The 24627-nt window shown below is 54.4% G+C and carries 25 protein-coding genes; 9 read left to right on the top strand and 16 right to left on the bottom strand.

The window, feature by feature from the left end:
- Positions 1 to 22 precede the first annotated feature (22 nt).
- Entirely contained in the window at positions 23 to 622 is a 600-nt protein-coding gene (locus TH19_RS09495) for a short chain dehydrogenase (RefSeq protein ID WP_114102192.1), read from the bottom strand.
- 102 nt (positions 623 to 724) lie between these two features.
- Here TH19_RS09495 and TH19_RS09490 point away from each other — a divergent pair, with 102 nt between their 5' ends.
- Positions 725 to 1645 (top strand): LysR family transcriptional regulator, encoded by a 921-nt coding sequence (locus tag TH19_RS09490; protein WP_114102089.1) that lies wholly within the window; start codon positions 725 to 727, stop codon positions 1643 to 1645.
- Between the two features lie 13 nt (positions 1646 to 1658).
- Here the strand turns inward: TH19_RS09490 and gluQRS are convergent, their stop codons facing one another.
- From gluQRS to TH19_RS09470, 4 genes are all read right to left on the bottom strand, one after another.
- On the bottom strand, positions 1659 to 2498 hold the full coding sequence (gene gluQRS / locus TH19_RS09485) for a tRNA glutamyl-Q(34) synthetase GluQRS (protein WP_114102088.1): 840 nt from the start codon (positions 2496 to 2498) through the stop codon (positions 1659 to 1661).
- Between the two features lie 18 nt (positions 2499 to 2516).
- Positions 2517 to 4442, bottom strand: coding sequence for a cobaltochelatase subunit CobT (gene cobT, locus TH19_RS09480; protein WP_114102087.1), 1926 nt, complete (start codon positions 4440 to 4442; stop codon positions 2517 to 2519).
- 51 nt (positions 4443 to 4493) lie between these two features.
- Positions 4494 to 5501 (bottom strand): cobaltochelatase subunit CobS, encoded by a 1008-nt coding sequence (gene cobS, locus TH19_RS09475; protein ID WP_114102086.1) that lies wholly within the window; start codon positions 5499 to 5501, stop codon positions 4494 to 4496.
- Between the two features lie 211 nt (positions 5502 to 5712).
- A complete protein-coding gene (locus TH19_RS09470) occupies positions 5713 to 6357 on the bottom strand; it encodes a J domain-containing protein (protein ID WP_114102085.1) in 645 nt (214 codons plus the stop codon).
- Positions 6358 to 6516: 159 nt separating this feature from the next.
- On the opposite strand from TH19_RS09470, the gene TH19_RS09465 reads away from it, so the two are divergent.
- The 3 genes from TH19_RS09465 to TH19_RS09455 all read left to right on the top strand — a co-directional run bounded on the left by TH19_RS09465 (position 6517) and on the right by TH19_RS09455 (position 8803).
- A complete protein-coding gene (locus TH19_RS09465) occupies positions 6517 to 6804 on the top strand; it encodes a BolA family protein (RefSeq protein ID WP_114102084.1) in 288 nt (95 codons plus the stop codon).
- Positions 6805 to 6952: 148 nt separating this feature from the next.
- Entirely contained in the window at positions 6953 to 8206 is a 1254-nt protein-coding gene (locus TH19_RS09460) for a PQQ-dependent sugar dehydrogenase (RefSeq protein WP_114102191.1), read from the top strand.
- 63 nt (positions 8207 to 8269) lie between these two features.
- On the top strand, positions 8270 to 8803 hold the full coding sequence (locus TH19_RS09455; protein ID WP_220151719.1) for a c-type cytochrome: 534 nt from the start codon (positions 8270 to 8272) through the stop codon (positions 8801 to 8803).
- A gap of 16 nt (positions 8804 to 8819) precedes the next feature.
- On the opposite strand, the gene TH19_RS09450 is transcribed toward TH19_RS09455, so the two are convergent.
- From TH19_RS09450 to TH19_RS09425, 6 genes are all read right to left on the bottom strand, one after another.
- A complete protein-coding gene (locus TH19_RS09450) occupies positions 8820 to 10109 on the bottom strand; it encodes a substrate-binding periplasmic protein (RefSeq protein ID WP_258547891.1) in 1290 nt (429 codons plus the stop codon).
- A 197-nt stretch (positions 10110 to 10306) separates the two neighbouring features.
- Complete coding sequence (locus TH19_RS09445; protein WP_114102082.1) at positions 10307 to 10888, bottom strand: DUF2889 domain-containing protein; 582 nt, start codon at positions 10886 to 10888, stop codon at positions 10307 to 10309.
- Between the two features lie 176 nt (positions 10889 to 11064).
- Entirely contained in the window at positions 11065 to 11514 is a 450-nt protein-coding gene (locus TH19_RS09440; protein WP_114102081.1) for a CBS domain-containing protein, read from the bottom strand.
- 210 nt (positions 11515 to 11724) lie between these two features.
- Entirely contained in the window at positions 11725 to 12999 is a 1275-nt protein-coding gene (locus TH19_RS09435) for an HlyC/CorC family transporter (RefSeq protein WP_114102080.1), read from the bottom strand.
- Between the two features lie 165 nt (positions 13000 to 13164).
- Complete coding sequence (aroB, locus tag TH19_RS09430) at positions 13165 to 14316, bottom strand: 3-dehydroquinate synthase (protein WP_114102079.1); 1152 nt, start codon at positions 14314 to 14316, stop codon at positions 13165 to 13167.
- Entirely contained in the window at positions 14285 to 14896 is a 612-nt protein-coding gene (locus TH19_RS09425) for a shikimate kinase (protein ID WP_114102078.1), read from the bottom strand. The genes aroB and TH19_RS09425 overlap by 32 nt, the downstream gene beginning before the upstream one ends.
- 430 nt (positions 14897 to 15326) lie before the next feature.
- On the opposite strand from TH19_RS09425, the gene TH19_RS22725 reads away from it, so the two are divergent.
- The 5 genes from TH19_RS22725 (at position 15327) to TH19_RS09405 (ending at position 21026) form a co-directional block, all read left to right on the top strand.
- Entirely contained in the window at positions 15327 to 15464 is a 138-nt protein-coding gene (locus tag TH19_RS22725) for a hypothetical protein (RefSeq protein ID WP_181846372.1), read from the top strand.
- Between the two features lies 1 nt (position 15465).
- Entirely contained in the window at positions 15466 to 17529 is a 2064-nt protein-coding gene (locus TH19_RS09420; protein ID WP_114102077.1) for an antifreeze glycopeptide, read from the top strand.
- Positions 17530 to 17541: 12 nt separating this feature from the next.
- Positions 17542 to 18492 (top strand): site-specific tyrosine recombinase XerD, encoded by a 951-nt coding sequence (locus TH19_RS09415; protein WP_114102076.1) that lies wholly within the window; start codon positions 17542 to 17544, stop codon positions 18490 to 18492.
- Positions 18493 to 18707: 215 nt separating this feature from the next.
- Positions 18708 to 20546: a GGDEF domain-containing protein gene (locus tag TH19_RS09410; protein ID WP_114102075.1), complete on the top strand. Its 1839-nt coding sequence runs from the start codon at positions 18708 to 18710 to the stop codon at positions 20544 to 20546.
- 126 nt (positions 20547 to 20672) lie between these two features.
- Positions 20673 to 21026 carry a hypothetical protein gene (locus TH19_RS09405; protein ID WP_114102074.1) on the top strand — a complete coding sequence of 118 codons (354 nt, stop codon included), beginning with the start codon at positions 20673 to 20675 and terminating at the stop codon, positions 21024 to 21026.
- A gap of 6 nt (positions 21027 to 21032) precedes the next feature.
- Here the strand turns inward: TH19_RS09405 and TH19_RS09400 are convergent, their stop codons facing one another.
- The 5 genes from TH19_RS09400 to TH19_RS09380 form a co-directional block, all read right to left on the bottom strand.
- Positions 21033 to 21683 (bottom strand): GDSL-type esterase/lipase family protein, encoded by a 651-nt coding sequence (locus TH19_RS09400; RefSeq protein ID WP_114102073.1) that lies wholly within the window; start codon positions 21681 to 21683, stop codon positions 21033 to 21035.
- Positions 21680 to 22999, bottom strand: coding sequence for a CCA tRNA nucleotidyltransferase (locus tag TH19_RS09395; protein ID WP_114102072.1), 1320 nt, complete (start codon positions 22997 to 22999; stop codon positions 21680 to 21682). Before TH19_RS09395 ends, TH19_RS09400 begins: the two co-directional genes overlap by 4 nt.
- A 64-nt stretch (positions 23000 to 23063) precedes the next feature.
- Positions 23064 to 23351, bottom strand: a complete 288-nt coding sequence (locus TH19_RS09390) for a hypothetical protein (RefSeq protein WP_114102071.1) — start codon at positions 23349 to 23351, stop codon at positions 23064 to 23066.
- Positions 23352 to 23375: 24 nt separating this feature from the next.
- Positions 23376 to 24020, bottom strand: a complete 645-nt coding sequence (locus tag TH19_RS09385; protein ID WP_114102070.1) for a CoA pyrophosphatase — start codon at positions 24018 to 24020, stop codon at positions 23376 to 23378.
- Positions 24017 to 24598, bottom strand: a complete 582-nt coding sequence (locus TH19_RS09380; RefSeq protein ID WP_114102069.1) for a DUF1285 domain-containing protein — start codon at positions 24596 to 24598, stop codon at positions 24017 to 24019. Before TH19_RS09380 ends, TH19_RS09385 begins: the two co-directional genes overlap by 4 nt.
- Between the last annotated feature and the right edge of the window lie 29 nt (positions 24599 to 24627).

The following is a 24627-nucleotide window of genomic DNA, read 5'->3' as shown; positions in this document are numbered from 1 at the left end:
CCCCGACCCTCATTTCAGAAAATTAAAATATTTCAAACACCTGCCCGGTCTGAAGCCCCTCGACCGATTTGGCGTAACCAAGGGCTGCACGTGCTGCCGGAACCGGATCATGCCCGCGGAAATAGGGGGCATATCCTTCCATTGCCTCGGTGATCACACCGGGACTGACCGCGTTGATTCGAAGTCCCGGCGTCATTTCGATTGCCGCGGATTTGACGAAACCCTCAATCGCACCATTCACCATCGATGCCGAACTGCCATACTGGATCGGATCCTTGGCCAAGATGCCTGTGGTCAGGGTAAAGGACCCGCGTGCGGACACATAGTCACGCCCGATCAGCACCAGATTGATCTGCCCAAACAGTTTGTCATCAATCCCGATACGGTATTTGTCCTCGTCCATTTCGGCGAAATCACCGAAATGCACCTTACCGGTGGTCGAGACAACGGCATCAACCGTTCCGACCTTTTCAAACATCGCGCGAATGGATGCCTTGTCTTTCAGATCGACATTCACATCACCGCTGCTGCGCGATGCCCGGATAATTTCGTGACGTGGCGACAATTCGGCATCAACACCTTTGCCGATAATCCCCGATGCCCCAATCAACAGAACCTTCATATCATCCTCCATCCATGGAAACTGTAATGACTGGATGATTTCACAGAACAGTTCATCCGATAATCTGGATAATATCGAACCATTCGTTTAATATTTTAAACAATGAAAGATTATCTCAGCGAAATGCGCAGCTTTGCGGCCATCATCGAACAGGGCAGCTTTACCGATGCCGCCCGCGCCACCGGTGTGTCCAAGGGCCTGATCAGCCAGCATGTCAAACGCCTTGAAGATGTGCTGGGTGCGCAATTGCTGTTTCGGTCGACCCGCAAGCTTGAACTGACCGAAATCGGCGCGACCTTTCTGGGTTATTGCCAAAGCATCACCCAAAGTGCAGATGCCGCATTCGAGGCCGTCGAAGCCCTGCGCGGCGAACCGGTTGGCACTGTGCGTATCACCGTCCCGGTTTCCTTTGGCGAGATGTTCCTGCATGACATCATCGTCGCCTTTCAACAGACCCATCCGCGCATTCAGATCGAGATGGAGCTGGAAAATACATTCCGTGATTTGCAATCCGCCCATATTGATCTGGCAATCCGGGCGGGCCTGACCGATGACCCGGATCAGGTCGCCATTCCGCTAGGGCAGCTTTCCGAACTGATTTGCGCCAGCCCGGCATATTGGAAAACCCACCCCAAACCGCAAACGCCCGCAGACCTTGCCAGTCACAATTGCCTTGTCAACTTTCAGTATTACAAGGACCGCAAGTGGGTGTTCTTTTCCGATGACGGTCCGACTTCGATCACAGCCGAAGGCAACTTGCGCCTGAACCACTATCCCCTGATCCGCAATGCCACGGTTCAGGGACTGGGCGTTGCCCGTTTGCCGCGCTATGTCGCAATGCCGGAAATTCGCGCCGGTCGGATTGAAACAGCACTTGAAGGTTATCGGTCCCCCTTGCGGCCGATCTATCTGGTTTATCCCTATCAGGGGAACCTGCCGATCAAGAACCGGCTGATGATTGATTTTATCCGCAACTGGTTTACCGAACGCCCGGACCTGCTTGAAACCACATCACCAGCATAGGTCCGGCAAGGCATCAGAACTGATCGGCAAGGTCCCGCACGGCTTCCGGTGTCATGCCCTCGTCGCGCATCGAACGCAGGGTTTTGGATTTATCACGCTTGGCAAACCGTTTGCCGTCCGGCCCGGTCAAAAGCCCGTGGTGGTGATATTCCGGCACGTCATAACCGAGCAATTCCTGCATCAAACGATGCAGGTGGCTGGCAAAGAACAAATCCTGACCACGGGTGATCAGATTGATGCCCTGAAGATGGTCATCATGGGTGACAGAGACATGGTAGCTCGTCGGCGTATCCTTGCGGGCCAGAACCACGTCGCCAAAGATCTCCGGCGTGGCAATCTGTCGTCCGGCGGATCGATCAAACCATACAAGGTTCGATCCAACCCGATTGATCGCGCCGCTCATATCAAGCCGCAGGGCATAGCTTTCGCCCGCAGCGATCCGGTCTGCGCGTTCCTGTGCCGAACAATGACGACATGTTCCCGGATAAAGGGCCCCATCCGGCCCATGCGGGGCATTTCCGATCCGTTCGATCTCGGCCTGAATGTCCTTGCGGGTGCAGAAACACGGATACAGCAATTCCATATCCGTCAGGCGATCAAGGACCGCCTGATAGTCTGCGAAATGATTGGACTGAACACGCACCGGCTCTTCCCAACGCAGTCCGATCCAGGAAAGGTCTTCGTAAATCGCATCAAGATATTCCGGGCGGCACCGGGTTTGGTCGATATCTTCGATCCGCAAAAGAAAACGGCCATGTGGCCCAGCCTGTTTCATTGAAAACAGTGCCGAGGCCGCATGGCCAAGATGTAGATATCCGGTCGGACTAGGTGCAAATCGGGTGATCGCCGTCATCCTGAATGCACCCTGCCCTTACCAGCGATCCCGGTCGCCGGCCGCACGGTCACGTGCCTGTCCACCATCGGCGGGGACATGGCGCATCGGACGCTTCGGCTGACGCGCACCCTGTTCATCAAACAGGTCCGACAATTCAGCAAGCATCGTACCGCCAAGTTCTTCGGGATCATTGATCGTCACCGCACGACGGTAATACCGCGTCACGTCATGGCCAATACCAATCGCCAAAAGTTCGACCGGTGATTTGGTTTCGATCCAGCTGATCACTTCACGCAGATGACGCTCCAGATAATTCCCGGAATTGACCGAAAGCGTCGAATCATCGACTGGCGCACCATCGGAAATAACCATCAAAATCCGGCGCTGCTCGGAACGGCCAAGCAAACGTTCATGCGCCCAAAGCAATGCTTCGCCGTCGATATTTTCCTTAAGCAGCCCTTCGCGCAACATCAGGCCAAGGTTCTTGCGGGCGCGACGCCAGGGCGTATCGGCCGCCTTATAGATGATGTGACGCAGATCGTTCAACCGACCGGGTTTGGGCGGCTTGCCCGTATCGACCCAGCGTTCCCGCGATTGACCGCCTTTCCACTGACGGGTGGTAAAGCCAAGAATTTCGACCTTCACCCCGCACCGTTCCAGCGTACGCGCCAGAATATCCGCCGACAGGGCAGCAATGGTAATCGGACGCCCCCGCATCGAACCGGAATTGTCGATCAGAAGGGTCACAACCGTATCGCGGAAATTGGTATCCTGTTCCTGCTTGAACGAAAGCGACGTCGAAGGCGTTGCCACAATACGGGCAAGCTTCGCTGCATCAAGAATGCCTTCTTCAAGGTCAAAGTCCCAACCACGGTTCTGCTGCGCCATCAGGCGACGCTGCAAGCGGTTGGCAAGACGTGACACCACGTTCTGAAGGTTGGCAAGCTGCTTATCAAGCATGGCCCGCAAACGCGACAGTTCAAGGTTTTCGCAAAGGTCATCTGCGGTTACGACTTCGTCGAATTCACGCGTAAACGGCTCGTAACCACGTTCAAGCGGCTCGTTACGACCATCAAATTCCGGCTGTTCACCCGGTCCGGCAGGTTTTTCTTCCTGGGACATGGCTTCAAGCTGCTGATCGTCGATATCACCGTCACCGGCTTCGGCATCTTCGGAACCGGCATCCTGTTGCTGATCACTTCCGTCAGGCTCGGAATCGTCATTCTGGCCCTGCTGGCCGCCCTGACTTTCCATATCTTCCTGTTCGGGATCGGTTTCGCCTTCTTTTTCCTCGTCATCCTCGCCCTCTTCCTCGGGCGGGACATCATCAAGGTCTTCTTCCAGCGAAAGATGATCAAGCAAACGGCGCATGCCGCGTGCAAAGGCGTCCTGATCGTCAAGAACGTCGCGCAAATCCGAAAGATCAGCCCCGGCGTTTTCTTCGATATGGGTGCGCCAAAGATCAATCAGCGGACGGGCACTTTCCGGTGCGCGTTCGCCGGTAAATATCTCGCGTGCCAGCATCCCGATTGCGTCAGCAAACGGGGCATCTTCACGCGATGTCAGGCGATGATAGTTTTTGGCGTGGCAATCCTGCTGCGCATGATCACGCAGGTTCTTGCGTACACCGGGGAAATAACGCGATCCCACCGCCTCGCAGCGTGCCGTTTCAAGCGCATCGTAAACAGCCTGAGCCTCGGCTGTTTCGGGCATACGCTTGGCGTGCAGGACTGCGTCATGGTGGCGCATCTTAAGCGCCCAGCCATCAGCAATGCCACGCAGGTCTGCGACTTCATCCTTGGGCAAAACCTGTTTGGGCATTGGCAAACGCACATGTTCGCCATAGCCCCCCGGACGCCCGCCTTTGACAAAGCCGACTTCCAGATCATTGCGCCCGGCAAGCGCACGAAATGTCGCTGCCGTGCCGCGCAAGAAGCCGGAAAGAGCCTCATCATTCTTCATCTTACTACTCGCTTGTGGAACCAGCTCGCCAAGCTGCTTTAAAGACACGCCCTAGCGAACCATCACATTGATGGCTTCTTCAGGCAGTTCTTCGCCAAAGCAACGCTGATAATATTCCGCCAGAATAGGACGTTCGACTTCATCGCAACGATTAAGGAACGTGACCCGGAAGGCATAGGAAACATCACCGAAAATCTTGGTGTTTTCCGCCAGCGTGATCACCGTACGCGGGCTCATCACGGTTGAAATATCGCCCGACACGAACCCCTGACGGGTCAGGTTGGCAAGCGCAACCATTGCCTCGATCTTCTGACGGCCTTCGGCGTTATCAAATGCCGGAACCTTGGCAGCAACGATGTTGGTTTCATCGGCAACCGACAGATAGTTCAGCGTCGCTACAATAGACCAGCGGTCCATCTGGGCCTGGTTGATCTGCTGGGTGCCGTGATAAAGGCCGGTGGTATCGCCAAGGCCAACCGTGTTTGACGTCGCAAACAGGCGGAAATGCGAATGCGGATGGATGACCTTGTTCTGATCAAGAAGGGTCAGCTTGCCATCGACTTCCAGAACACGCTGGATCACAAACATGACGTCCGGACGACCGGCATCATATTCATCAAACACCATCGCGACCGGACGCTTCAGTGCCCAGGGCAAGATGCCTTCGCGGAATTCCGTGATCTGTTTGCCATCACGGAGCACAATTGCGTCCTTGCCGATCAGGTCGATACGGCTGATATGGCTATCAAGGTTCACACGCACACATGGCCAGTTCAGGCGCGAAGCCACCTGTTCGATATGGGTCGATTTACCTGTGCCGTGATAACCCTGAATCATCACACGGCGGTTGTGGGCAAAGCCCGCAAGAATTGCCAATGTGGTGTCACGGTCAAAACGATAGGTCGGATCAGCGACCGGCACGTGTTCACTGCCCTGGCTGAATGCCGGGACTTCCATATCAACATCGATCCCGAACGTTTCACGTACGGAAATGGTGGTATCAGGCGTATCCAGCGGATGTTCAGCCGCCGCACCCGTCGCTTCGTAACCTTGGCTCATAAGTACTCGCGCATTATCTCGGACCGGCATGGTGACGCGGTCGTTTCATTAAACTTGCTCATTAATAGCGGTTTAGTCGCATCACACAAAGGGAAGATGCGCAAAAATTCACTATTCCGGCAAAAGGTTCCGTCGATAAGACATCTCTGTTGCGCAAACCGCAACCAGAATGACCGGATTTTTTGAAATTATCGGAAGATAGCCGACCCGATCAAAGGGTCACGCGGGCTTCAAGATCACGGATATAGCTCATAAGCGAACTATAGGCCGCGCTGATCTTTTTAAAGCGTTCCTCGGAACCCTTGTCCCCGCCATTGGCATCGGGATGATACTTTTTGGAAAGCGCCTTGTATTTGGCTTTCAGCTCGTCCCGGGTAAACGGCCAGCCAAGATCAAGGGTCGCCATTGCCTGTTGCTGTTCGCTTGGCATCCCAAGGGCGCCGGCGCGACGCTGGGCTTCTTCACGTTTGCGTTGACGTTCGGCACCGGCATCGCCACCCGGACCATGATGGGTCTGGTCGCCTTCTTCGTTAAAGAACCCGAACCCGTCCTTGAACTTGAAGTTGAATGGCTTCTTGGAGCCGCGGATATGGCCGAACTTCCATGTCGGGCGCTGCCAATGGGTATCACGACGCATATCGTCCTCGATATCCTCGGCCTTCATACCCTCGTAATAGTTCCAGGATTTGTTGTATTCGCGAACGTGATCCAGACAGAATTTGTAATAGTCCCGCAGCTTGCGATCCTTGGGCGCACGAAACTCACCATGCCCCTCGCAACCCGGCCAATCGCAATCGGGCAGGATGGGTTCATTGTGATAAAGCGTCTTGCGCTTGTTGCGGTGTCCTCGGTTCATCTGCGTCTATATGTTCTGGAAAACGATGCACGCAATATCATACGGATCGATTAAATGCGATAAAAGGCTTGAAAAACTGCCATCGCGTGACAGAACCTGACGCTCAGATTCGTTTTTTGCAGCGATTTGCAAACATCCCAGAGAATAGAGACCCTTATCATGCAGGTAGCCAATCAGATCCGCGACATCCTGACCGAACAATTCGCGCCGGTCGAATTGCAGATCATCGACGACTCTTCCAAACATGCCGGTCATTCGGGTGCAGACCCGCGTGGCGAGTCCCATTTTTCGGTGCTGGTTGTATCGGAAAAGTTCGAAGGCCAAAACCGCGTCAATCGTCAACGACTGGTCTATGGCGCGCTTGATACCCTGCTTAAGGAACGGGTACATGCGCTTGCCCTGAAAACCATGACACCGGCCGAATATCAGGCTGCATTGGGCAACTGAACCAATTCTATACATTTTCACATCGTGAAATCAACCTAGACGTTTATTCCGATTGCGCGCAATGCTTGCATACAAGCCGTCCGCACGCATTGCAGGAACGGCACGGGTGCCGGCCAATGGCACCCGTTACAATCGGGAGGACTACGTAATGACGAAACGCCTGCTTATGGCGAGTATTGCGCTTGCCATTTCCGGAACCGCCCACGCGCAAGCACCGGCACCGGACAATCTCGAAAAACTCTCTAACTTCCAATCTACCGGAATCACCGAATTCACCCGCATCGAACAGGGCGGTGATTATGCCGAAGGCATCAAAAGAACGCTTGAACGCATCAAGCTTCCTGATGGCTTCAAAATCGGGCTTTATGCGGTTGTCCCCGACGCCCGTCACATTGCGGTCGGACCACAGGGTGTTGTCACCTTTGTCGGCACACGCAAGGACAAGGTCTGGTCAGTCACCGACCGCAACAAGGACCGGGTTGCCGACGAGGTAAAGGACTTTGCACCATCCCTTCGCTTCAGCATTCCAAACGGCCCCTGCTTCTCGCCTGACGGGATGCTGTATATCGCCGAACAGAACCGTGTTCTGACCTTCCCGGCGGCCGAGTTCTTTTATGAAAGCCCGGACGTTGCGGCCTTCAATGTCGTCAAACAGGGCGATCTGATCCCGCCGTCAGAGGAAAGCTATAACCACACGGCGCGCGTCTGCAAAATCGGACCGGATGGCAAACTTTACATCTCGCTGGGTCAGCCGTTTAACGTTGCCCCGGAAAACAAGCTGGACCTTTATCGTGAAGTCGGGATTGGCGGCATCATCCGCATCAAGACCGATGGCACAGAGCGCGAGGTTTATACCTATGGGGTGCGCAACTCGGTCGGGCATGACTTCCATCCCGAAACCGGCGAATTGTGGTGGACCGACAACCAGGTCGATGGCATGGGCGACGATATCCCGCCCGGTGAAATCAACCGCCAAACCGCTGCCGGTCAGCATTTTGGTCATCCATGGTATGGCGGCGGTGATATCCGCACCAATGAATATGCCGGACAGGAAGTCCCGTATGACGTGGTAATGCCGGCGGTTGAAACCGTTGCTCATGCTGCTGATCTTGGGATGTCGTTCTATTCGGGCAAGATGTTCCCGGCAAAGTACAAGAACGCGATTTTCTCGGCCCAGCACGGGTCATGGAACCGCACCACCCCGGTCGGGGCGCGTGTGATGGTGACCTTCATTGATGCCGAGGGCAATGCCACCACCGAACCCTTTGCCGAAGGCTGGATCGACGAGAATGATGAATATCTTGGTCGTCCGGTTGACGTTGCCCAACTGCGTGACGGCTCCATCATCGTGTCCGATGATCTTGCCGGTGCGCTCTATCGCATCTGGTACGAGGGCAATTGATGCGGATTTTAATGATCGCACTTCTCGGCGGGCTTTTGCCGGCTTTTGCCCGCCGGGACTTTATTGGCCCAGGATGCCACCGAGCTTAAAGACGGGCGCAAGGTTGCCGGTATGTGCCGGACCTGTCACGGGCTCGATGGCAAGGCCCGTATTCCAATTGCCCCGCATATCGGCGGCGAGCCGATTGATTATCTGATCGCACAGCTTCAGGCCTTTAAAACCGGCACCCGCGAACATGAAATGATGACGGTTGTAGCCCGCGGCCTGTCTGATGATCAGATCAACAAGGTCGCAACATGGTTTAACCACTTTACGGTCGAAGCAACCCTGCCTTCTGGCAAGACAGAGGATGATGCGCCGGAACTGTGTGTCGCTTGCCACGGCGTAACCGGTATTTCGGAACTCGAAGATGCCCCCAACCTTGCGGGGGAAACCAACATCTATATTGAAACGCAGCTGAAGGCATTCCGTACCGACAAACGGACACATGACATCATGTCCCAGATTGCCAAAGATCTCAGCGAAACCGAAATGCAGGAAGCCGCCGACTGGTATAGCAACATCACAATTGCCATCACCGATCCCGACGCAAAATAAGCTGGCTGATAAAAGATCAGCTTTCCGGACGCAGGGCCGCCGACACATCAAGCCCGACGGTCAGAACCGCAAGGGTCTGACCGCTTTCCGGATCAAGGATCGGCACCGTGATTTGCGACAGGAAAGTCCGGGTAGAAGCATCAAAGCGGATATCATCAATCAGGGCATGATCGCGATTAATGCTTTGGGCCATCTGATATTGTGGTTCATCGGATTGATCGAAATCCGATGTCAGGCGGTTCATGCCGATGGTTTGCCCATAAACATCAAACACAAATGCCTCGGCAACCTGATCACCATTCGAAACCTTGAACTCCCTCAGAAATTCGGACAGTTCGTTACCCAGAATTCCGCGGGCCTTCATGCTGGGTTGGCCAAGACGCCCCATTGTCGTCCATTCTTCATCGACCAGACGACGCTGATCGGCGGGTAACTTGCCGCCACCAAGTGACGCGCGAACATGTGCAATCAGTTCCGGGGATTTCGCCAACTGACGCACGATGGGCAGTTGCACCCGTTCAATCGCGTCGCGTTCCCAAGGCTCGAGCGTCATCGGATTGGCTTCGCAAAATTCCAGAACCGCATTCAGACGGTCAATAAGATCAGGGAACTGCGCCACATAACGCTTGGAGAAGTAAACAACGAGCGGGGCATAGCGTTCAAATTGAACGTTAAACTGTTCGGCACCAATCCCCTGTTCGGTTCGGGCAATTTCAAAGCTGTGTTTATCGACCAAGGCAAAATCAACGCGTCCGGCCGCGACCTGTCCAACCAGCGACGCAATTGATGGCGCCCGAACCAGATCGCTGTACCCTTGTTCGCTAAGCCATTCGGCTTCGTTCGAACCAAGGATTGCCCCGATAGTTGCAACACCGTCGGGTTTGGGAACTTGATGACTGCCGATTTCGATTGCGCGGCGAGACGGTGATACCCACACCCATTTTTCAAGAGTCAGTGGGTTTGAGGCGACGGCATATTCATCCATAAACTCGCTGATACGGGCCAAAAAGAACCCGTCAGCCTGTCCATTACGGACCATTTCACGGTTGCGTTGCCGCGGGGCAACAGCAAGTCCGTACCCCACACCAATCCGCTCGAACGCACAATTCAACACCGAGACGGAGTAACCGCTGAGCGTCCCGTTATGAAGCTCCTGATAAGGGGGATGCAGATTGGTTTGCAGGATCAGGAAATTGTCGAGAGCCTCACCATCAGCTTGCCCAACCTCGATCGGGCGGGAAAGCAGTTCCGAGGCCACCGTATCTGACTGCGCAAAGACCAAACCGCCCAAGGACAACCCTACCACCAACGCCCATCCGGTGATGTGGCGCTGTGGATCGTTTCTTCCCTTATTCTTGTTTTTAATTATTCCAGCACGGCGTGGTACGGTCATGAACAACCTGCAAAAACACGTGACGGACTGAATGTGATATTGGGCTGGCTTGCAAAGGTTACAAGATTGCCGCAACAGCAATCCCGTATTTCAGGCAAGCCTTTGGAAACCTATTTGTCACCAGTATAAAAGTCGGGTGCGATACGCTTGACCGCCGGGCCGTCGCTGCGCCACCCATGACAGGTATTGATCAACGGCATACGACGTGGCTTGGCGTCTTCTTCGGTGGCTTTGCCCGTTTCTTTGGCGACAAGGGATTCACGTGCAAGGATCGGAAATACGGTCTGAAATGCCGTGGTGGCCACCGGGCCCATCAATTCGTTCAGATGCGTGCAGCCGTGGATACCACCGACCCGTTCCCGGATCTGTTTGCGCAATCCCGGCCCCAGCTTAAGCCCAACCAGATTTTCATAGTTGGGCGCAATTGCGTCACATCCGTTGAACGGCGCATAGTCGGTTACAGCCTCGACCGCACGTATCACCAGATCATCACCAATGGTTACCCGTATCCACATTTCATGAACCGGTTCGCCGGGTGGGATTTCGCCGCGATCATCATTAGTAAAGGCATATGTTTTGATGTCGGTGATATGACCTTCGATATCCCACAATCCGTCTTTGCGACGGAACCCCTGGCAGGTCACGGTGCGGGTATGAATATGTTCGCGATCAGCGGGGCGGGACAATGGCATGGGAATTCTCTCCTTTACGTAAACGTAAAGACATTCCCCTATACGCTGTCAAGCAACAAAGCATGTCGCCCGATCACAAGGAATGGTTTCGGGGCACAAACGCGCCCCGAAAACCTGCTTTCCTGACAATCCCTAAGGCCGGATTGATTTGATCCAAACTGGATGATTTCCGGCCATCAGGCCACGCCATAATCCGAACCGAAAATGAAGTTCTCGCGTTCGCGGACGTCTTCTTCAAGCTGGGCCTTGACCACATTAAACAGGTCGCGGATCGATACCATCCCGACAACTGTATCACCATCAACAACCGGAAGGTGGCGATACCGCCGAGCACTCATAAGATCGAGCGCATTCATTGCTGTATCGTTCGGTCCCAATGTATCCGGGTTTGCCGTCATGACCTTTGAAAGCGGCACGCCTGCCGCATCAAGCCCCTTGGCGACGACACGGTTCACAAGGTCGCGTTCGGTAAAAATCCCTGCCAGTTTTGCTGAATTATCGACGATGATCACGGCACCGATCTTGCGTTCGGTCATCAGGTTCACTGCATCCATCACGGAATCGGCGGGATTGAGTGTTGCAAGGGATTGCTCCTTGATCACACCTGGTACGATTTTCGTATCCATACATCTCTCTCTGCAGATTGCTGTTGCCACATGCCCAAACCCGATTGGATCATCTGGTTCTGTGTTGCGTATCACCGCAAAACACAGGGGCCCTTATTTGCAAGTGGCCCTGCAATCCTTTGGGTCAAGACCTTGAGACAAGATTTTAACCCATAAGTGGAGAAAGCTGAAACTGTTTGCACGAAAATGGTTTTTCGGTGCTCGGACGGATTATTCCTGATCTTCCGTTGCAAGTTCGGTCACCTCGCTCATACGAACGCGGGTGATCTGGTTGCGGATACGGCGCAAGATTTCGAACTCGAACCCGTGGAACCGGAACTGCTGTCCAACATCGGGGATACGGCGGGTTTCATACAACAGAAGCCCGGCAACTGTCGCTGCTTCCTCGTCTGGCAAACGCCAGCCAAACCGGCGGTTCAGGTCACGGATTGTCACATCACCACGCACAATCACCGAACCGTCTGCCTGCGGCAGGACACCGACAACCTCGACATCGGTTTCATCGGCGATATCGCCAACGATCTCTTCAAGAATATCTTCCAACGACACAACACCTTCGAACGCGCCATATTCGTCAACGACGATGGCAAAATGTTCGTGCCGTTCCTTGAATGCCTTGAGCTGATCGGCAAGGGTGGTTGAATCCGGGATGAACCATGGCTCGGCACTAAGGGCGCGCACATCCGCGGCATTTGCCGGTTTTGCACCACGAACAATCGCCTTAAGCACCTCGCGGGCATGAAGAACCCCAACGATATTGTCCGGGTCTTCTTCATAGATCGGGATACGGGTGTGCGGACTTGCCAGAACGGTATCAAGAATTTCTTCCATCGGGCGGGTGATATCAATCATCTGCACCTTGCGGCGATGCACCATGATTTCCCAGACACCGACATCTTCAAGATCAAGCACGCCATGCAACATGGTACGTTCAGCGTGATGATTGCCAACCACAACATCGTCGGCATGAAGTTCAATCGCGCCACGCAATTCACGTTCGCTGTCCAGTCCCGGGCCTTCGCCGCTGCCAAACAGACGCAAGGTCGCCTGCACGATCACCTGAATGCTTTGGGTGATCGGCGCAAAAATCACGACAAGAATGCTCATCGGGCGCGCAACCCGCAATGCCATGGTATCGGCATGTTGCAGCGCATAGGTCTTTGGGAGAATTTCCGAGAAAATCAGAACAAGTGCCGTCATCACGGCGGTCGCATAGACAACCCCGTTTTCCCCGAACAATTCGATCATCACCGATGTTGCAAGGGCAGAGGCGAGAATATTGACCATGTTGTTGCCCAACAGGATCGCGCCCAGAAGACGTTCCTGATACTGGCGCAGTCTGTTGACGATCCCTGCCCGCTGGTCACCATCCTGTTCCTTGTGATGCATCACCGGACGCGACGCAGCGGTCAGCGCGGTTTCCGAGCCAGAAAAGAATGCCGACAACATCAGCAGCAAAAAAATCACGATAATCGTGATTGTCATTCAGGGAAGTCTCCAAAGGGTGATCACAACAGAATTACTTTGTCCTGTGTTCACCTATAAGGTCAATTGGCGTTAAACAAGTTAACGACATCACAAATTATGTAAAACAGTCAAAATGCCCGGATCACCGTGACGCGGCACCGGGCACTTGGACACAATCATCGCTCAGCCGCGGCAGGACCGGGTGATGGCCGCGCGCATTTTTTCGACATCCATTGCCTTGGATGTGAATGCCTTGCCGATACCCCGGGTCATGACAAAGGTGATCTCGCCGTCGCGGACTTTTTTGTCACGCGACATATGCCCGATCACCTTGTCGATATCCCAATGCATACCCGTTACTTCCGATGCTGTAACCGGCAGACCGACCGACTTCAGATGGGTAACAATGCGGTCTTTTTCACCGGCCGGTGCCATGCCCATGGCACCACAAACGTCATGGGCAATTACCATGCCCATGGCAACGGCTTCGCCGTGCAACAGCTTGTCGCCATAACCGGTTTCGGCTTCGAATGCGTGACCGAATGTATGGCCAAGGTTCAAAAGCGCACGCTTGCCGCCTTCGCGTTCATCCTCGGAAACAATACGGGCCTTCGCCGCACAGCTTTTGATCACGGCCTGACGACGTTCTGCACCGTCCTCGGCCAGAACAGCCTGCCCGTTTTCTTCAAGCCAGGTGAAGAATTCAGGGTCATCGATCAGGCCATATTTAACAACCTCGGCATAGCCCGAACGAAGTTCGCGCGCCGGAAGGGTATCAAGAACCGCCGTGTCGGCCAGAACCAGACGTGGCTGATGAAACGCCCCGACAAGGTTTTTACCCGATTTGGAATTGATCCCGGTTTTACCGCCAACCGAACTGTCGACCTGTGACAGCAGGGTGGTCGGTATCTGAACGAAGTCAAGCCCGCGCAGCAATGATGCCGCAACATACCCGGCAAGATCGCCGACCACGCCACCGCCAAGTGCGATGATCAGGGTCGACCGTTCAATGCCCATGGCCAGAATCTGTTCAACAACGTCTTCAAACACGGCAAAGCATTTGGACTTTTCACCAGATGGAACAATGACTTCACGGTGTCCAATACCGGCCCCGTCAAGCGACGCCAGAACCGTTGCAAGATGATGGTCGGCTACCACCGCATCGCTGATCACAACAACACCGGCCTTTTTGACAAACGGTGCGATATATTTAGCGGTATCAGCCAAAAGGTTGCTGCCAACAAGGATGTCATAACTGCGCGCGCCAAGTTCAACGCGAAGGGTGTCGTGATTACGCACTCTGTCAGGTTCCTGTCTTGATAAGCTGACCGTCATCGTCAAAGGATTTCGCCAACAGTTCGAGAACGGCGTCCCGTGTTGCTTCCTTCGACGATTCATCACAGTCAAAAACAATGTCTGCGCCCGCATAGATCGGGTAACGCGTTTCGATCAGATCAGCCAGAATCTGGCGTGGGTCGCCACTATTAAGCAACGGCCGGTGGGTACGCCCACTCGTACGATGCAACAGCAACTCAAGATCGGCACGCAGCCAGACAGATATGGATTTTTCAAGAATAAGGTCGCGGGTGCGTTCACGAATAAACGCGCCACCACCGGTTGCCAACACAATCGGTTCGCCTTCAAGCAAACGGGCTATTACACGTTCCTCGCCATCGCGAAATGCCTCTTCGCCATACAGCTTGAAGATATCGGCAATCGAGCAGCCAGCGGCTTCTTCGATTTCGCGGTCGGCATCGACAAAATCCAGTCTCAGTTCCTTGGCAACCATCCGGCCGATGCAGCTTTTACCTGCGCCCATAAGCCCGATGAAAACCAGGGTCCGGCCCCCAAGGCCGTTCCGGATTCTGGCGATTACGTCTTCGTGCAAACCCGACTCGGCAATGTTGCTGTCCATGTTCGGTTTGCAGTCCTGTCGTTCATTCGGTTGATATACAAATTACCCAATTCTTTAGGGCAGCTGAACCCCGAACGCAAGCAAACCGCACAAAGTGGACGACAAAAAACCTCACTTATTTTGCTGTCCCGGTTCGATGCGACATGACGATCCGACAAATTGGCTAATGATATTGCGGGGATGTTTATTAACCCTCTGTGAGGAACAGCACCCTATACTGCCTTGAAGTTGACGAATTGAAATGTCATCCACCGGGCCAGATAACGCCAAGACACGGTCGGCCGGGCGGGGGATAACAAACATGTAAAACGGTAAAGCGATCATTTGTCGCAAATGATCGAACGGTACTTTCCGTTTCTTGCATCTTTGGGTTTCGTCAGCATACTGGTAGCTGCGTCATTCGCTTAAACGCTTCGAAGTCTGGATTAAAATGAGAATTATATCGCGCATCATTCTGTTGCTGATCATCGCCATCATTGTTGGCGGTGCGACCTTCCTTGTTACCTGGGATATCCCGGCACCGACCACCCAAATCGAAGAAACCATCCCGAATTCGAGGTTCAACTAAGATGACGTTGCGTTCCCGCCTGCTGATACAGACCTGTTTACTGGCAATGATGACGGGAACGGCTGCGTTTGCCGTATCTGCCAATGCCCAAACATCGGCACCTGTACCACTGTTCTTGAAACAGGAAGCAGAACGGGACGCAGAACAACAGGCTGCTGATACGGCTGCCACACCAAATGCCGCCCCCCTGTCACAAGGCGGTCTGGGTGCAACCGGTTCATCCAGTACGCAAGGCAATGCCTTTCCGTCTGATCCGAATGCGGTTCAATCCCTGTCACTTGGGGCTGTTGATGTAGAGGCGGTTGGAACGCTTGACCGGTCGCGTGGTGGCCTTGGCATTGATATGTGGAATGGCAGCACGCGCAAATCCGCGGCCCAACTGGTTTCCGAACTGCCGGCAACACCCGCCACCCACGCCGCACGTGACCTGCAAATTCGTCTTTTACTTTCAGCTGCCGCCTTACCGCAGGGTGCAAAAGACATCAGCCTTCTTGATGCCCGCGTCGCCAAGCTCATCAATATGGGCGCACTTGACGAGGCGATTGAACTGGTCCGTGCCGCCCCGCAAGGATCGCGCGGCGAACTGCTTGCCGAGGCCGAAGTAAATGCATTGATGATCGCAGCCCGTCTCGACGAGGCCTGTGCTGCCACCGAAAGCTATGGCGCAAGTTACGATCAGATGTTCTGGCTTAAGGCCGCTGCCATGTGCGCCTTTTATGCCAATGATCCGACGTCGGCTGCCTTTTCAGTCGATCTTGTTCGCGAAATGGATGGTGAAAACGACGCGACTTTCTTTGGTCTGGTTGCCGCCATTCGCAGTGGCACCGCCATCAAGCCCGACCTTTTGGCTGAACTTCGCCCGATTGACATTGCCCTTTTGGCCGTTGCCAAACAGTCCATTCCGACCAGTCAGCTTGAAACAGGCAATGCCGCTGCGATCATTGGCATCGCCAATGCAAATGCCACCGCCGCAGATATCCGCCTCGAAGCGGCCCGCAAGGCCGAAAACCTTGGTCTGATTGATGCAGACAAGCTTGCCGAGATTTATCAGTCGGTAAACTTCGCCCCCGACGCACTTGAAAATGCACTGGATGACGGGGCGGAAGGTGTTCAGGCCCGCCAATATGCCAAGCTGTATCAGGCCGCCGCCAAAAGCGACGTTCCGGCAGCACGGGCCGAAATTCTTGCCGCCCTGTTTGAAGCCGCCCAGATCGAGGGCGATTTCATGCAGGCGGCACGTCTAAGCGCGCCTCTTTTGGCTGACATCCCGATCAATGGTGACTTTTCCTGGTTTGCGGTCGATGCGCTTAAGGCATCGATTGCTTCAAACAATTTTGAACGCGCGAATAACTGGCTTCAGGTTGCCAAAGGTGCGGCAAATTCGGGCAATGACATCGCATTTCGCATAAGCCTTCTTTACCCGATCCTGGCAATTTCAGGTCTCGAAGACACCGGCATACCGCAACCAGCCCCGCAAACGGCTGATGCTTCAAATGGGATGCCGGCAGGTTTCGGGGCCGCTAACCCGGCACAGCCGATGATGACCCAGAACTTTGGTTTGGGTGGTGCGGTAAGTGCACCGGGCAGCACCATGGCATCGGCAACAGTTATGCCCAATTCCGCCGCCCCCGAGGATATCCAGAAGGCAACAGATCAGGCCGCAGCCCTTGCCCGCCATCGTGCACGCATGGCTGAATGGGATGAAATGCAGGCTGCGCGTGGCGATCAGGCTGCGGCGAAACGTTTTGCCGAATTGACCTTTGCCCTGTTTGAAGGATTCGGGATCGAGGTTCCCGCCGGACTTTGGGACAATCTTCTGAGCGCCCCCTATGCCGAAGAACGCCTGACCATCAACAGTGCGGTTGCCCACAACATGATGGCTTCGGCAAACGCACAGCAAAAGGCAAAGGCGGTTGCCATGGCCATTCAGGCACAGCAAATCGCCAGTGCCCCGAATGCAGATCCCAAGGCACTGGCAGATACGGTTGCCGCCCTTGAGACATTGGGTCTTCACGAAGATGCCAGAAATCTTGCGACGGAACTGTTGCTGTCATTTGATCAGTAACGGGCACCTGTGATGGCCAAGGCACTTACCAGTTCGCTGATATCGGCCTTCCTTGAAATGATGGCAGCCGAGCGTGGCGCGAGTGCGCACACGCTTGATGCCTATCGCCGCGATCTTGACGATTATTCGGCCTCGCTGATTGCCGGGAAAACCGATCCGGTCGGGGCAACGGATTCTGATCTTCGCCGTTATATGGCCGAACTTGGTGCGGCGGGCCTTGCCCCGCGCACGCAGGCCAGACGTCTTTCCGCCCTGCGGCAGTTCCACAAGTTTCTCTATGCCGATGGCTATCGGAATGATGATCCGTCTTCAAATATCGACAGCCCGCAACAGGGACAGGCATTGCCAAAGTTTCTGTCGATTGATGAAATTGACCAACTGATTGCCCAAGCCGCAAGAAATCCCGGTATCAAGGGCAAACGCCTTTTGGCAATGGTCGAGCTGATGTATGCCACCGGCATGCGTGTATCCGAACTTGTCGAACTGCCCTATGCCGCCGCCGCCCGTGATCCACAGATGCTGATCGTACGCGGCAAGGGCAGCAAGGAACGGCTTGTTCCGTTATCTGATCCGGCACGTGACGCCCTTCGCGATTACCTTGATGTTCGCGATGCATTCATTCCATCAGACAAATCAGACGGGCATGCAGATCGGCCCGGGCAATCCTCATACTTATTCCCATCGCGCGGGAAAACCGGGCATTTGACCCGTCAGATGTTTCTGAAAATGATCAAGGATCTGGCAATAGAAGCCGGGATTGCGCCATCGCGTGTATCGCCACACGTTCTGCGCCATTCCTTTGCCAGTCACCTTTTGGCCAATGGGGCAGATTTGCGCAGTTTGCAAAAGATGCTGGGCCATTCAGATATCTCGACCACACAGATTTATACCCATGTTCTCGAGTCTCGTTTGCGCGGGCTGGTTCAGGAACATCATCCACTTGCCCGCGTCAGCACGATCTGATTGCTCGACATATCGCAGGAAGATTTGTCTAATACCTCTGCATAGGTAAAAGTCGAATTTTTGACAAAAAAACGGACGTTTTCTGCGGATGTCACATATTCGTAATCTAACTGTCATCAAGTTGTTGTCGATCCTGAGCTACCAGCAAGACCGGAACTAATTGTGACTCCTTCATTCCGGGAATTCAGGCCATTTTTGAAGATCGGGGAACTGCATTGGCGTTTGATGCAGAAGATGAATTGATAGCGGATCGTCCCAAAACAAAACCGGTTATGCTGCGCAATTGGCAGCAGGTCGTTGAAAAGGTCGATTTCGCATTCCAGCCTATTGTCAGTCCGCATACGGGTCATATCTTCGGCTATGAGGCGCTTTTACGCCGCTGGGAAGATGCCGGTTTTCCGTCGATCCAGGCCCTGTTTGACACCGCTTGGGATACCGGAAACCTGCATACCGTCGATATGTTATTACGTGCCAAGGCGATCAAAAAGTTCGCCCGGATGCCGGACGCAAAACGCCTGAAACTGTTTTACAATTTCGACAATCGTGTTGTTCGGACCGAGGATTATCAACCCGGTCAAACCGCCGCATTGCTTGCCGATGCCGGACTTGAACGCGATACCATTTTTCTGGAAATCTCTGAACGGCACGACATCAGCAATGCCGATTATCTGAAAGATATTCTGGTTCGATATCGCAGTCAGGGCTTCAAGATCGCGATTGACGACTACGGCAGCGGCTTTGCCCAGTTGCGTGCCCTTTATGAATGCGAACCCGATATCATTAAAATTGACCGGTTCTTTATTGACGGGATTGATCGGGATCGCCGCAAGGAACTGTTCGTCACCCAGATCACCGCATTCGCCCATATGATTGCCGCACAGGTCGTCGCCGAGGGCGTTGAAACCCGCGAGGAATTCCTGTGTTGCCGCCGGTTGGGTTGCGATCTGGTTCAGGGGTTCTTTATCGCCCGCCCGTCGGTTGAGCTGCCCGAACGTACCGACCTTGTGCCTGTCGCGGCCGACATTGCGGCAGACACACGCCGTCAATCAGATCGCGACGATGATGTTGTCCGATCCTACCTGCTTGATACCCCGGCAATCCCCAGTGATATCAACCCGGTCGATATCCTGACCTATTTCCAACAGAACCCCGACATCACACTGGTTCCGGTGGTCAATCATGATGGGGAACCGTTGGGGGTTGTGCGCGATTCCGAGTTCAAGGCGTTCATCTACACACCATTCGGGCGCGAGTTACTTCAAAACCCCGCAAACCGCGCCAATATCAAGCGGTTCCTGCGTCGTTGCCCGATTGCCGATATCCGCACCAGCCTTTCGGAACTTCTGGAAACCTTTGTCGCGACCAATGCGCTTGACGGGGTGATCCTGACGGAAAATGGACGCTATCTGGGTGTGCTTGATCAAAGTGCGCTGCTTCGCGCGGTGAACGAACGCAATACCCTCAATGCCCGGGATGAAAATCCGCTGACCCGCCTTCCGGGCAACAGTGCGATCTATCGTTATGCAGCGCGGGCACTTTCCGAACCGCGCAAGCGCCGCTTTGCTGTCTATTTCGATTTCGATAATTTCAAACCGTTCAATGACCGGTACGGTTTCCGGCAGGGCGATCGGGCCATCCTTTTGTTTAAGGATATTCTGGGCAAGGCATTAAGCCAGAATGACTGGTTTGTCGGCCATATTGGCGGCGATGATTTCTTTGCCTATGTGCAATCGATTGATTTCGAGGTTGCCGTCGAAGCCGTTCAGCGCGCACAGGCCATGTTTGATGCCCAGATCAAAAGTTTCTATGACCAGGAAACCCGCGATCTTGGTTATCTGATTGGCAAGGGCCGAGACAACAATGTCACCAAGTTCGATTTGATGAGCGTCAGCGCAGCCCTTGTCCGGATTCCGCCCGAGCGCACCGACATCACGCTTGATCATATTTCGGTCGAAGCTGCCAAGCTCAAAGCCATTGCCAAAAACAGCGAAAGCCGTTTTGCCAGCGGCCTTTATGACAGTCCCTGCGCGCCCCTGCCGGTCAGCGGGAAGTAGATAAGGTGATCATCGGATAACAAGTTTGTCACAACGGCAAATTAACACTTCAAATTCTAGAATTGCCGGGTAATATTCCGATCAAATAATAGAACAGCAACGATACCCAACGAGCAATCCGCATAAATGGTCAGCGTTTCTTCGTCATCCGATATCCAGACGGCAATTCCGGTTCGCCCGACGAGTCCGATTGCGCAGCGTCAGCAATCCGAACTGGAAAATCAGCGGCAAAGCCAGCTTGTTGAAAACAACAACCGCGCGACCCAGACGTCTGATCAGGAAATTCAACGCGCTGTTCAGGCCTTTGAACGCGACCGTAATGCGCAACAGCAGTTCGTCAAGGAAGGCGTGCAAGACACCATCCTTGAAAACTATATCGATCAGTTTGATCCGACCGGTTACGGACAAAACGGAACCGCGAATTCTGCCAGCGCCAATAACGCGGCGGGCCGCGGCCAGTATATCAATATCCTGGCCTAAGCACGATCAGTCGATCAGGCCGACGGCACGTTTCCAGCCATCCCATTCCCAGATCAATTCTGCAACGCGATCATAGCCCGCCTTGTCCGGATGATACCCATCCCCGCGACGCAGCGCCTTTTGCCATGTCTCGTCGGCAAGGGTGATCTTGAACAGATCAAGGTACGGCACATCAAAACCGCGCGCGGTTTCCAGATAAATCTGGTTCAGGCCTTCGAGACGTTCATTGATTTCCTGACTGGACTTGCTGCCATCAATCACCGCTTGCGGACCGATCCACAGGGTCGGGGCAAGTTTGACCGCTTCGCCGATAATCTCGGCGGCATTTGTCGCCGACTTTGCAGGCGACACCCGCATGGTGGTTTCTTCACCTCGGTCTTCGGCATGGTTGGCATCATTGACGCCAAAGCTGAACATCAAAACATTCGGAAACTCGGTAACCATGCGCAGTTCGGCCTCGAACTTCCAGCGGGCTTTCAACCCTTCGGTGGTTTCGGCGCGAATGCCAAGGTTATAGATGGTGACTTCGCGTTTGGCCTCATCAAGCAACCTCCGCCCAAGACGCATCGGCCAACCGCCTTTTTCGCCGTCGCGCACACCATTGACCAGACTGTCCCCAAAACAGCAAATACGATGTCCGATTGCGCCCGTGCTCATTCTGTCTCCTGTTCGCCAGCCGAAATCAGACTGGCAAGATAAGTCATCAATTCTTCCTGATCGGGCTGGAAACCGCGATCAAGCCAATATTCTTCGGCCTGTTTTAGCAATTCGCCAATCCGCGGCCCCGCCGGGACCAAACCGGCACTAAGAATATCGCGCCCTTGTATCGGCAAACGAACCGGTTGCCAATTTGCTGCCGCATCAATCAGGCTTTTCCATTCTTCATTTTCGGTACGCGAACAACGCGGCGGAACAGATGCCCGCGTGCTCCATGCCAGCAACACGGCATCACGAAAGGCATCCGCCCCCATACGATACAAATCGCGTCGAATATCTTCGCCCGACAATCCCGGATCAATCAGGGGCGCATGCGCCACCATACTGGCAAACCGGTCGGTTTGTTCGTTGGATAACCGCAATTGCCGAGCAAGGCGTTCCGCCGCCGCCAGATTGTCATCCGTCCCGTTATCACCGGTCACAAACAAGGCCGCCAACCGACGCAGCGGATCAGGCGTAATCGCCGGATCGGCAAGGGCGGTACTATCAAGCCACTGCATGATCCGAAGGCAATCGGTCCGCGCCAATTGGGGCAGGATCACGGGCAGGATTGAAAAGCCGATCATATCGCCAACCGTTCCGGCCGGACTTTTGGACCGCAACAGTTTGAACATCTCGTCGCGGATACGTTCCGCCGAAATATCAATCAGGCCTTGCGCCCCTTTGCGACAGGCCTCCGCGCCAATCGGATCAACCGGCGGGCGCCCGAACCATGCCTGAAACCGGAAAAACCGCAAGATGCGCAGGTAATCTTCGGCAATGCGATCTTCGGCAACACCGATGAACCGCACCCGGCCTTCGCGCAAGTCGGTTTCCCCGTCAAACGGGTCATACACGGTTCCATCCGGGTCGCAATAGATCGCGTTGAAGGTAAAATCACGCCGCTTGGCATCGGCAAGCCAACTATCGGTAAAGGCGACTTCGGCATGGCGACCATTGGTCTGAACATCAACGCGCAGCGTCGTGATTTCATAGGCCCCGGCATCGGTAATCGCCGTGATTGTTCCGTGTTTCAAGCCCGTCGGGATGACACGGATACCAACCTTTTCAAGGGCGTTCCGGGTTTCTTCGGGAAGCAGGTCACAGGCAATATCAACATCGATCAGATCCCGTTTAAGCAACGCATCGCGCACGATCCCGCCAACATAACGGGCCCGTCCACCATGCCGGGCAATGGCGTCAAATACGCGGGCCGTATCATCGGCAACCATAATCCCGTATGGCTGCAATCTTCCGGTTGGTTCGAGTGCTGTCATCGCACGCCTTGGCTTCTAACGCTTGGTCTGTCTTGATCTTACCGACTGATATTGCGGTCGGGTGCTATTTCTTGGGCTCAAAATAGCCCGGTTCGACAACACCATCGCGCAATACCGGCGCATGATAGATGGAATCAGGCGGCGCACCAGTCCCAAGTGCTGTGAAAATCAGAATGACCGCCGTCAGCGCCACACCAGCCCCGAACAGCAATAGCCAGGGCCCCTTGCTCCAGGGCGGGATAATGTCGTGACCTTCGCGGATGGCCTTGGCGCGCGCCCATTTCAGCCAAATCCCGTACAGGACAAAAGGCAGGATCAAAGGAAGGCCGATCTGGATAATCTGTCGCAACATGAAACGGAATTCCTGACACTGGGTTTAAGGTTGGAGGGTCTGTGTATTGGCACGGACCACTTCACTGAAATTCACAAGCATCCCGGCCGTTGCCCCCCAGATGTAATATTCCCGATATGGGATGGCAAAGTACCTTCTGCGTGTGCCTTCAAATGTCACGGTTTGCAGCTTCTGATTTCTTGGGTTGAGGATAAACTCAAGAGGTACTTCAAACACTTCGGCAACTTCATGATCATCCGGCGACAGATCAAAGGGCGGTGTTACCAAACCAATCACCGGCGTCACCTGATATCCGGTAACGGTGTAGTAATCATCAATGCGACCGATCAGATCGATATGCCTGCGTGAAAGACCTATTTCCTCTTCGGTTTCGCGAAGGGCCGTTTCTTCAAGAGTTGCGTCTTCTTCTTCCTGACGCCCCCCCGGAAAACTGATCTGACCGGCATGGTCGCTAAGATGATCGGTACGTCTGGTCAGAATGACCTGTAACCCGGTTTCGCGTTTGACAAGCGGCACCAGAACGGCCGCAGGGCGTGATATCAACTCACCTTCGGCAAAGGCGCGGGCACGCGATTGCGACCCCGGATAATCCACGGCATGATCGCCCCGGCGCTGCAGGATATCGGTCTTGGGCGCACGCAGAGCAGCAATGATATCATCGGGTTTCATTCAACCGTCTCCATGCGGCCAATCTCGAAAAACTGACCGTGACTATAAACGCCGATACGCGTCATGTTGCTTGCGGGATCGCTGATCTCGTCGGCCAGTTCAACCAGTTGATAGAATACAGCCCGGTTCAGACGTGCCTCAAGCCCGCGTTCAAGCGCGATATAGGGTGATGGCTCGTCGGTTTCGGGATCATGTTCAACCCGCAAGGGATAGGCAGCATCCAGTTCGACCCATTGGTCGATATTGGTACGAAAACGGATGGTCTGATCCTGTCCGCTGCCTTCGTTTTGCATCTCGACCGCGATGAAAGCGACGTCTTCAACCTCGATCCGGGCCATCTCGGCGGGGGTCACCAACCAGTGCCCGCCTTCATCATCTCGTTGCAAGACAGATGAAAAAAGTTTCACCAGTTCAATTCGGCCAATCGGACCACCTTGATAGAACCATGTTCCATCCCGACCTATAGACATAGGAATATCGCCGCAGATTTGCGGATGCCGCCCGTTCCCGGGCTTTTGCCCGCGCAGGCGCGACCACAATTTTTCGGCAAGATCTACGGTTTGTTGGTTTTCACTCATGCTGTAAAGTTGATCCCGAGCCAGACGTT

It is taken from the genome of Thalassospira profundimaris, assembly GCF_003326675.1.
Classification (GTDB): domain Bacteria; phylum Pseudomonadota; class Alphaproteobacteria; order Rhodospirillales; family Thalassospiraceae; genus Thalassospira; species Thalassospira aquimaris.
This window is presented reverse-complemented; position numbering and strand designations above follow the sequence as displayed.

Bases quoted from the DNA above. Each gene is read 5' to 3' on its own strand.
- TH19_RS09495 (WP_114102192.1), bottom strand. From the start codon at position 622: ATGAAGGTTCTGTTGATTGGGGCATCGGGGATTATCGGCAAAGGTGTT.
- TH19_RS09490 (WP_114102089.1), top strand. From the start codon at position 725: ATGAAAGATTATCTCAGCGAAATGCGCAGCTTTGCGGCCATCATCGAA.
- gluQRS (WP_114102088.1), bottom strand. From the start codon at position 2,498: ATGACGGCGATCACCCGATTTGCACCTAGTCCGACCGGATATCTACAT.
- cobT (WP_114102087.1), bottom strand. From the start codon at position 4,442: ATGAAGAATGATGAGGCTCTTTCCGGCTTCTTGCGCGGCACGGCAGCG.
- cobS (WP_114102086.1), bottom strand. From the start codon at position 5,501: ATGAGCCAAGGTTACGAAGCGACGGGTGCGGCGGCTGAACATCCGCTG.
- TH19_RS09470 (WP_114102085.1), bottom strand. From the start codon at position 6,357: ATGAACCGAGGACACCGCAACAAGCGCAAGACGCTTTATCACAATGAA.
- TH19_RS09465 (WP_114102084.1), top strand. From the start codon at position 6,517: ATGCAGGTAGCCAATCAGATCCGCGACATCCTGACCGAACAATTCGCG.
- TH19_RS09460 (WP_114102191.1), top strand. From the start codon at position 6,953: ATGACGAAACGCCTGCTTATGGCGAGTATTGCGCTTGCCATTTCCGGA.
- TH19_RS09445 (WP_114102082.1), bottom strand. From the start codon at position 10,888: ATGCCATTGTCCCGCCCCGCTGATCGCGAACATATTCATACCCGCACC.
- TH19_RS09440 (WP_114102081.1), bottom strand. From the start codon at position 11,514: ATGGATACGAAAATCGTACCAGGTGTGATCAAGGAGCAATCCCTTGCA.
- TH19_RS09435 (WP_114102080.1), bottom strand. From the start codon at position 12,999: ATGACAATCACGATTATCGTGATTTTTTTGCTGCTGATGTTGTCGGCA.
- aroB (WP_114102079.1), bottom strand. From the start codon at position 14,316: ATGACGGTCAGCTTATCAAGACAGGAACCTGACAGAGTGCGTAATCAC.
- TH19_RS09425 (WP_114102078.1), bottom strand. From the start codon at position 14,896: ATGGACAGCAACATTGCCGAGTCGGGTTTGCACGAAGACGTAATCGCC.
- TH19_RS22725 (WP_181846372.1), top strand. From the start codon at position 15,327: ATGAGAATTATATCGCGCATCATTCTGTTGCTGATCATCGCCATCATT.
- TH19_RS09420 (WP_114102077.1), top strand. From the start codon at position 15,466: ATGACGTTGCGTTCCCGCCTGCTGATACAGACCTGTTTACTGGCAATG.
- TH19_RS09415 (WP_114102076.1), top strand. From the start codon at position 17,542: ATGGCCAAGGCACTTACCAGTTCGCTGATATCGGCCTTCCTTGAAATG.
- TH19_RS09405 (WP_114102074.1), top strand. From the start codon at position 20,673: ATGGTCAGCGTTTCTTCGTCATCCGATATCCAGACGGCAATTCCGGTT.
- TH19_RS09400 (WP_114102073.1), bottom strand. From the start codon at position 21,683: ATGAGCACGGGCGCAATCGGACATCGTATTTGCTGTTTTGGGGACAGT.
- TH19_RS09395 (WP_114102072.1), bottom strand. From the start codon at position 22,999: ATGACAGCACTCGAACCAACCGGAAGATTGCAGCCATACGGGATTATG.
- TH19_RS09390 (WP_114102071.1), bottom strand. From the start codon at position 23,351: ATGTTGCGACAGATTATCCAGATCGGCCTTCCTTTGATCCTGCCTTTT.
- TH19_RS09385 (WP_114102070.1), bottom strand. From the start codon at position 24,020: ATGAAACCCGATGATATCATTGCTGCTCTGCGTGCGCCCAAGACCGAT.
- TH19_RS09380 (WP_114102069.1), bottom strand. From the start codon at position 24,598: ATGAGTGAAAACCAACAAACCGTAGATCTTGCCGAAAAATTGTGGTCG.